Genomic DNA, 8,354 nt, shown 5'->3' on the forward strand with positions numbered 1-8,354 from the left:
GTTTCCTCGGGGATGGGCTGTGGATATTCCAAAGACCTCAGGCTTGATGTATAATAACAGATAATTTTACAAAGAATAAGGAGAAGAGTCTTTGTAGGATAGAAGAAGTAAAAGGAAACGTTGGGGAAAGCAGAAATAGACTGGAGAGAGAAAAATGCCAAAAAATTATACCATGGACACCATTGTGTCATTAGCAAAAACCAGAGGATTTGTATATCCGGGATCTGAAATTTATGGTGGGCTTGCAAATACCTGGGACTATGGAAATTTAGGGGTAGAGTTAAAGAACAATATCAAAAAGGCTTGGTGGAAGAAGTTCGTGCAGGAATCCAAGTACAATGTAGGTATTGACTGTGCCATTCTGATGAATCCGGAAACCTGGGTGGCATCCGGACATTTGGCAGGCTTTTCCGATCCTTTAATGGATTGTAAAGAGTGTCGTGAGCGCTTTCGTGCGGACAAGGTAATTGAAGACTTCTGCGAAAGCCACAATATTCCGTTGGAGGGCTCCGTGGATGCCTGGTCCAAGGAAGAGATGGAGAATTTCGTTACTTCCCATGAAGTACCCTGCCCCAGCTGCGGAAAGCACAATTTTACCCCTATTCGTCAGTTTAACCTGATGTTTAAGACCTTTCAGGGTGTTACGGAGGATGCAAAGAATACGGTTTACCTTCGTCCGGAAACCGCACAGGGAATCTTTGTAAACTTTAAAAATGTGCAGAGAAGCTCTCGAAAGAAGCTGCCCTTCGGAATTGCGCAGATCGGAAAGTCCTTCCGAAATGAGATTACCCCCGGAAACTTTACCTTCCGTACCAGAGAGTTCGAGCAGATGGAGCTGGAGTTTTTCTGTAAACCGGACACAGACTTGGAGTGGTTCCACTATTGGAAGGATTATTGCCAGAAATGGCTTCTAAATTTAGGCATGAAGCCGGAAATGCTTCGGGCAAGAGACCATGAGGCGGCAGAGCTTTCCTTCTATTCCAAGGCGACCACAGACTTGGAGTTCCTCTTCCCCTTCGGTTGGGGCGAGCTGTGGGGAATTGCGGATCGAACCAATTATGATTTATCCCGTCATGAAGAGGTGTCCGGCCAGGATATGAAGTATTTCGATGACGAGACCAATGAGCATTATCTTCCTTATGTTGTAGAGCCTTCTTTAGGAGCAGATCGTGTAACCTTGGCTTTCCTCTGTGCGGCTTATGATGTGGAGGAATTGGAAGGAGGAGATGAAAGAACTGTCCTTCGTTTCCATCCGGCTTTGGCTCCGATTAAGATTGGAGTTCTTCCCCTTGCGAAGAAGCTGGGAGAAGGGGCAGAGAAGATTCACGAGGAATTGTCCAAGTATTGGATGTGTGAGTACGATGATCGTGGAAACATCGGAAAGCGTTATAGAAGACAGGATGAAATCGGAACTCCCTATTGCGTAACCTATGATTTCCAGTCTGAAGAGGATCATGCGGTTACCGTAAGAGAAAGAGACAGTATGGAGCAGGTGAGAATTCCTATCAGTGAATTGCAGTCTTACTTTGCCGAGAAATTAGCCTATTAAAGAAGGTCTTGCATAAATAAAAAACAGGAAAAAAATTTTTTATTTGCTACAATAAAATTGCTGAAAAAAACATCATTCCTTTTTTGCTTTACACAAGAAAGAAGTTTCGATTTTGTGTACTGTGAATAAAATGCTGTTTTATAGATGAATTTTACTGTAAATTCTGCTACACTAATCAGAAAGAACAGGTCTACGAAACGCGTTTTTCGTAGGAAAGAAACATGGAGGAGAGCATGTACAAGATCACAAGAGTTGAGCATCTCGTTGACAAGGACTGGCTCATGGACGTGGAGGCGCCCTATGTAGCAAGAAAGGCGGAGCCCGGCCAGTTTATGATTGCAAAGCTGGGAGAGTTGGGAGAAAGAATTCCCCTCACCATTGCAGACTACGATAAGGAAAAAGGAACCATTACCATTGTGTTCCAGGTTGTAGGCGCTTCTACAGAGAAGTTTAGTCATCTGAAAGTAGGAGACTACTTCACAGATATTGTAGGACCCTTAGGCAGACCTTCCGAGCTTGTGGAATTAAGTCCGGAAGAGTTAAAAAAGGAAAATCTGATTTTCATTGCCGGCGGAGTGGGAGCTGCTCCGGTATATCCTCAGGTAAAGTGGTTACACGAAAGAGGCATTGAGGCGGATGTCATTCTTGGAGCCAGAAATAAGGATCTTCTGATTATGGAAGAGGAGCTTCGTTCTGTAGCTAAGAATGTTTATGTTACCACGGATGACGGTTCCTACGGAGCCAAGGGAGTGGTTACCGATGTATTAAAGAAGCTGGTCAATGAAGAGGGGAAGAAGTATACCCGTTGTATTGCCATCGGACCGGTAATCATGATGAAGTTTGCCGCCCTTACCACGAAAGAATTGGGAATTCCCACTATTGTTTCCATGAACCCCATTATGATTGACGGAACAGGAATGTGTGGTGCTTGTCGCTTGGTTGTTGGAGACCAGGTAAAGTTTGCTTGTGTGGACGGACCGGAGTTTGACGGACACCTGGTAGATTTTAATCTGGCAATGAAGAGACAACAGACCTATAAGGCCGAAGAAGGTAAAGCATTACTGGAACTTTTGGAAGCAGAAAAGTCCCATGGCGGATGTGGAAACTGCAACTAAGGGAGGGGAATTATGGCAAATATGATGAAGAGGGTTCCTGTGGCAGAACAGGAGCCGAAGGTACGTGCAAGAAACTTTGAAGAGGTATGCTTGGGATACAACGATGCAGAGGCTAAGGAAGAGGCAGAGCGTTGTTTGAACTGTAAGAATCCGAAGTGCGTAGTGGGATGTCCCGTTTCTATTCAGATTAATGATTTCATTAGCCAGATTAAAGAAGGCAATATTGAGAAGGCAGCAGATATTATTGCAGAGTCCTCCGCGTTGCCGGCGGTTTGCGGTAGAGTTTGTCCTCAGGAAACCCAGTGCGAAGGTGTTTGTATCCGCGGTATTAAGGGAGAGCCTGTATCTATCGGAAAGCTGGAGCGTTATGTAGCGGACTGGGCAAGAGAACATAACTATATGGCAGCCAAGGCAGGAGCTCCCAACGGCAAGAAAGTAGCTGTTATCGGTGCAGGACCTTCCGGTTTAACCTGTGCGGGAGATTTGGCGAAGTTAGGCTATGATGTAACCATCTTCGAAGCCTTTCATGAGCCGGGAGGAGTTCTTCAGTATGGAATTCCGGAGTTCCGTCTTCCCAAGACCAAAGTCGTTGGCCCTGAAATTGAGAATGTACGGAAGCTGGGGGTAAAGATTCTTACCAATGTTTTCGTAGGACGTTCCATTACCGTGGATGAGCTTTTGGAGGAAGAGGGATTTGACGCAGTGTTCTTAGGAACAGGTGCAGGACTTCCGAAGTTTATGAATATTCCCGGAGAGACGGCTAACGGCGTTTACTCCGCTAACGAGTTCTTAACCAGAAACAACCTGATGAAGGCTTACAGAGAGGATTCAGATACTCCGATGAAGGCCGGAAAGAAGGTTGTGGTTGTGGGCGGCGGTAACGTTGCTATGGATGCGGCAAGAACAGCTCTTCGATTAGGTGCAGAGGTTCATGTAGTATATCGTCGTTCCGAGGCGGAGCTTCCTGCCAGAGTGGAGGAAGTACACCATGCCAAGGAAGAGGGAATTATCTTCGACCTTTTACAGAACCCGGTAGAAATCCTTGTGGACGAAAATGACTGGGTAACCGGCATCCGTGTTATCAAGATGGAACTTGGAGAGCCGGATTCTTCCGGAAGAAGAAGACCTGTAGAGATTCCCGGTTCCGAGTATGTGATTGACTGTGATACGGTAATTATGTCTCTGGGAACATCTCCCAATCCGCTGATTAGTGAAACTACCAAGGGATTGGATACCAACAGAAGAGGATGTATTATCGCCAAGGAAGAAAACGGAGAAACCACCAAGCAGGCGGTTTATGCCGGAGGTGATGCGGTAACCGGTGCTGCAACCGTTATTCTGGCTATGGGTGCAGGAAAAGCGGCAGCAAAGGGAATTCACGAGTATTTATCGAATAAGTAAGCAATGAATAAAAAAAGTAGAGCAGGATGAACCTGCTCTACTTTTTTATTCATGCTTATCGCGCTCGTACAGTGCGATAGCTCGTTTTAATATAGAAGCATATATTAGATTGCTCTGGTGTACTTCTTTAAGAATTCCTTCTCGTCTTCCTTAAGCAGTGGAGCAATGGTCTCATAAACTCTTGCATGGTAGTCGTTTAAGAGCTTCTTATCCTCAGCATTTAACATATCCGGATTGATGGCATCCAGGTCGAAAGGAATCAGAGAGATGGTTTCAAAATACATGAACTGTCCATACTCGTTCTTCTCTCCCTTTCTGGCGAGAAGTTCATTTTCCAGACGGATACCGTGGGAGCCTTCCACATAGAATCCCGGCTCATCGGTAATCACCATACCCTCCTGAAGTACTTCAGTTTCTCCGGCACGGAATTTCCAACGGAAGCCTGCAGGGCCTTCATGGATGTTCAAAAGATATCCTACACCGTGGCCTGTACCATGGTTAAAGTTCAAGTTTCTCTCCCAGAATGGCTGACGAGAAAGGATATCCAATACCAGACCGGTACATCCCTCCAAGAACTTCGCATTGGCAAGGTGGAGGTTACTGATAGCAACCAAAGTAAAATCATCCTTCATCTGCTGAGGAACCTCTCCCAAAGCAAAGGTTCTGGTAATGTCGGTGGAACCTTCATAGAAGCCTGCTCCGGTATCACTCAAGTAAAGAGTTCCGGTATGGAATTCCACATCGGTTTCAGGAGAAGAGGTGTAGTGCACAATGGCGGAATGAGGACCAAAGGAAGAAATGGGCTCGAAGCTTGGACGAATAAAGTTGCCCATCTCGGCACGGAACTCATCCAGCTTTGCTGCGGCAGACATCTCTGTAATCTTAATCTTGCCGATATTTTCCTTAAGCCACTTCATAAAGCGAAGGTGTGCAACGCTATCCTTAATCTGCGCTTTACGAATATTCTCGATCTCAACAGGATTCTTGATAGCCTTCATTAAGATGGCAGGATTTCTCTTTTCCACGGTTTTTACGGACTTGGGAATATTGTTGAAGAGAGCATAGTTTAATTTGCTCGGATCAATCATGACAATATCCTTGTCGGAAAGCTTCTTTACATCCTCGTAAATGGCATTGTAGGGATGAAGTACCACACCGTCCTTAGCCAGCTTTTCCTGTAAAGCCTTGTCCAGTTTTCTTTCATCAATGTATAAGTCGAAACGATCCATGCGAATGATGGCATAGCTGAGAACAAGAGGGAAGAACTCGATATCATTACCGCGGATATTCAGAGTCCAGCAGGTATCATCCAGAGTGGAAACGATATGGGTATTGCATCCCGCATCTTCCATTTCCTTACGAATACGAGCCATCTTACTGCTTACACTTTCACCGGCATATTTTTCATCCAAATCAAAGGCAGGCTCTTCGGAAAGTGCCGGACGATCCTTCCAAACCGGATCCACAAAGTCCTCGTCATAGAGAATCTTAGCTTTCTTTTTCTCGGCAATACGAGCGTATTCCTGTCCTTCTCCTACGGATACGGCACGACCATCAAAGGCAAGGGTATCGCCCTCCTTCAAATGCTCCTCTAAGAAGGCCTCCAGACTGGGTACTCCCGGCTCGAACATCTTCATCAGCTCAACGGTGGTTCCTTCCAACTGCTTAGCAGCCTGGATAAAATAACGACCGTCAGTCCAAAGTCTTGCTTCCTCTAAACCGATAAGAGCAGTTCCGGCAGAACCGGTAAATCCGGTGATAAACATTCTCTCTTTAAAATGCTCTCCAACATATTCGCTTTGATGGAAATCCGCAGTGGGGACAATCAGCATAGTAATGCCTTTTTCCTTCATAATCTTACGAAGTGCGGAAAGTCTCTCAGGTACTGTCATGTTCTACCTCCATAATTCTTCAAGTATAAAAACCAAACGCTGTAGTGTATTATAGCACGATTTGCTCAAAAAGGCTAAAGAATAGGGGGATAAACTTTGATTTTTAGGAAAAATGTTCTAAAAAAATAACGGAAGCGAAAGTCCGGAGTAATCGCGCTATAAAGGAAAAAGGCTAAAAGTATTCTAAAAAGCTATATTAGTCTGGCTTAGAAAAACGTCCCATGTTATACTGCCATCAGTTTTGCATGAGAAAGGAAGAGCTATGTTAAAGTGTGAAAGAACATCCGTAATGAATATAGAAAATGCCATGAGAGGTGCCAGAAATCCTATGAATTCCTGGGATAGGGCGGACTCTTATTATGATGAAGAGGGAAATTACCAGCTGGGACCTAATGACATGAATCTGGCAAGACGTTTACGACTGGCCGGTTCCGATCATAGAAAGTTTATCCGCCAAATCTTTGTCTCCGTGGACATTACGGCTCCTCTTTATTGGTGGAAGGAGTATGACACGTATAAGGTGGCAACTGTAGCAAATTCCACCTCTACCATGCACAAAATTCATTCTAAGGAATTTAGTATAGAGGACTTTTCCCATGACCATCTCACAGAGGAAGGGCTGGAGAGTTTAAAAAGAACCGTGGAGGATCTGGAACGCATTCGTCTTCGTTTTCTGGAGAAGAAAAACAAGGAGGATTGGTACACCATTATCCAGTTGCTTCCCAGCTCTTATCAGCAAATGCGGACCTGTACCATGAATTACGAGAGTCTTATCAATATGTATTTTTCCAGAAAGAGCCATAAGTTAGAAGAATGGCATACCTTCTGCGATTGGATTAAGACGCTACCCTATGCCAAAGAGCTGATTTTGGCAGAGAAGGAATCGGAAGCATAGCCTTTTCTGTTTTTTAAAATTTTTTTATGGCAATAATCTTCCCTATAAATTCTTTATTCGAAGAGAATTTGTAGGGAAGATTATGGTATACTATAGCTTGTAAATTTCTTTTTTAGTTCTTTTAGATTCTATTCTTCTCGTTTTTATCTGTTTTTTATTCATCCGTTTTCAAAGATTTTTATTTTTATCTATCCATTTGTTTTCACGTTTTCTTATTTTCATCTATACCTTTCTTTTTTAGTATTCTATTTTTCAACGAATCATTCATTTATTTATTAGTTCATTTTCAAGTATTCTGCCAATTATTCATTTTTTCAAGTATTCTGCCATCTGTTCATTTTTTCAAGAATTCTACTATCTATTCATTTTTCAGAAAGGAGCTTCTTATGCCCAATTTATGTCTGTCTTCCCTGAGACGGGGAAGGATTATTTTATTGCTTCTGATGCTTATGCTTCTGGGCTTTTTATTTTTGATGAATCAGGAACGGGAAAGAAAGATTATCTATAGGGGTACAGCGGGGGAAGAGAAAGAAGCGTTTCTGGCCCGGGGCGCTTATGAAAGCTTAGAGGCAAAGAGAAAGGTAAAGCTGCCGGAAGAGCAGAGCAAAACTGCAGAAGAAAAGCAAGAGGGACGAGAAAATCGAAAAATAGAAGAACCATTAGAAGTGGAAAACCAAGAAAAGTGCCAAAAGCAAGAAAACCTAGAATGGAGTAAAAAGGCGAAAAAAGAAGATAATCCGGAGATTGGTAAAGAAGAAAGTCAAGAAGAAAGTCAAGAAGAAAGCAAAGAAGAAAGTAAAGCGGAAATTGGAGTGGATGGTGAAAAGAAAGTAGCCGGCATAGAAGACGGTCAAGGAGGAATTCAACAAAATCAGAAGGAAAAGAAAATCAATATCAACACCGCTACAGAGCAGGAGCTGGAAAGCTTAAAAGGGATTGGTCCCGCCACGGCAAAAAATATCATCCGTTACCGGGAGGAATACGGCGGATTTTCCAGCATTGAAGAAATTAAGAATGTAAAGAGAATCGGAGATAAAATATTTGAAAAAATCAAGGCGGATATCTGTGTGTAACAAAGGCCGGCGAATAGTTGACATGATTTTGTAAGCTTTATCCCTTGTGCTTTTCTGCTTTGCCCTTTATGATGAAAATGTTTTCCCGTATTCCGAAATTATGAATAGAGAAATAGGAAAGAGGGGTTGGGATTCAAGTGAAATAGTAAAATTTTTAACAGGAAGGGATGGACTTTTCTTTTAAAAAGTTAAAATATTAGAGGAAGAAGTAATCAGGGAAAGATGAGAAAAAGAATGGGAATCAAAAAAAGCTTGTGCTCTATGGTTTTGTTATTATCCATAGTACAGAGTACATTGATTTATGCAGAGGAAAGAGTTTACGGAATTTCAGACTACGGTCCGGTTTCCGTTAATGGAAACGGTGTAGGAAGAGGCAAGGATCCCACCTACCAGTATATTGAAGACCTTCTTTATAATAATCAGGGGAAT

General features: G+C 43.2%; 6 protein-coding genes and 1 pseudogene. 6 read left to right on the forward strand and 1 reads right to left on the reverse strand.

Annotation, left to right across the window (positions count from 1 at the left end; translation table 11 throughout):
* The first annotated feature begins 154 nt into the window (after window positions 1-154).
* The 3 genes from ACO4PX_RS06550 (at window position 155) to gltA (ending at window position 4,065) form a co-directional block, all read left to right on the forward strand.
* Window positions 155-1,549, forward strand: a complete 1,395-nt coding sequence (locus ACO4PX_RS06550) for a glycine--tRNA ligase (protein WP_485572036.1) — start codon at window positions 155-157, stop codon at window positions 1,547-1,549.
* Between the two features lie 233 nt (window positions 1,550-1,782).
* Window positions 1,783-2,664: a sulfide/dihydroorotate dehydrogenase-like FAD/NAD-binding protein gene (locus ACO4PX_RS06555; protein WP_040649567.1), complete on the forward strand. Its 882-nt coding sequence runs from the start codon at window positions 1,783-1,785 to the stop codon at window positions 2,662-2,664.
* Between the two features lie 12 nt (window positions 2,665-2,676).
* Window positions 2,677-4,065, forward strand: coding sequence for an NADPH-dependent glutamate synthase (gene gltA, locus ACO4PX_RS06560; RefSeq protein WP_455032124.1), 1,389 nt, complete (start codon window positions 2,677-2,679; stop codon window positions 4,063-4,065).
* Between the two features lie 104 nt (window positions 4,066-4,169).
* Here the strand turns inward: gltA and ACO4PX_RS06565 are convergent, their stop codons facing one another.
* Window positions 4,170-5,957: an aminopeptidase P family N-terminal domain-containing protein gene (locus ACO4PX_RS06565; RefSeq protein ID WP_485541283.1), complete on the reverse strand. Its 1,788-nt coding sequence runs from the start codon at window positions 5,955-5,957 to the stop codon at window positions 4,170-4,172.
* A 262-nt stretch (window positions 5,958-6,219) separates the two neighbouring features.
* On the opposite strand from ACO4PX_RS06565, the gene ACO4PX_RS06570 reads away from it, so the two are divergent.
* The 3 genes and pseudogenes from ACO4PX_RS06570 to ACO4PX_RS06580 all read left to right on the forward strand — a co-directional run.
* The gene (locus ACO4PX_RS06570) at window positions 6,220-6,852 is read left to right on the forward strand and encodes a hypothetical protein (RefSeq protein ID WP_314966202.1); all 633 of its coding nucleotides are present in this window, start codon (window positions 6,220-6,222) and stop codon (window positions 6,850-6,852) included.
* A 386-nt stretch (window positions 6,853-7,238) separates the two neighbouring features.
* Window positions 7,239-7,925 carry a ComEA family DNA-binding protein gene (locus ACO4PX_RS06575; RefSeq protein WP_485572037.1) on the forward strand — a complete coding sequence of 229 codons (687 nt, stop codon included), beginning with the start codon at window positions 7,239-7,241 and terminating at the stop codon, window positions 7,923-7,925.
* Between the two features lie 234 nt (window positions 7,926-8,159).
* A pseudogene (locus ACO4PX_RS06580) lies at window positions 8,160-8,354 on the forward strand (D-alanyl-D-alanine carboxypeptidase family protein); the annotation flags it as partial.

This window comes from Oribacterium sp., assembly GCF_057249185.1.

Bases quoted from the DNA above. Each gene is read 5' to 3' on its own strand.
- ACO4PX_RS06570 (WP_314966202.1), top strand. From the start codon at position 6,220: ATGTTAAAGTGTGAAAGAACATCCGTAATGAATATAGAAAATGCCATG.
- ACO4PX_RS06565 (WP_485541283.1), bottom strand. From the start codon at position 5,957: ATGACAGTACCTGAGAGACTTTCCGCACTTCGTAAGATTATGAAGGAA.
- ACO4PX_RS06575 (WP_485572037.1), top strand. From the start codon at position 7,239: ATGCCCAATTTATGTCTGTCTTCCCTGAGACGGGGAAGGATTATTTTA.
- ACO4PX_RS06550 (WP_485572036.1), top strand. From the start codon at position 155: ATGCCAAAAAATTATACCATGGACACCATTGTGTCATTAGCAAAAACC.
- gltA (WP_455032124.1), top strand. From the start codon at position 2,677: ATGGCAAATATGATGAAGAGGGTTCCTGTGGCAGAACAGGAGCCGAAG.
- ACO4PX_RS06555 (WP_040649567.1), top strand. From the start codon at position 1,783: ATGTACAAGATCACAAGAGTTGAGCATCTCGTTGACAAGGACTGGCTC.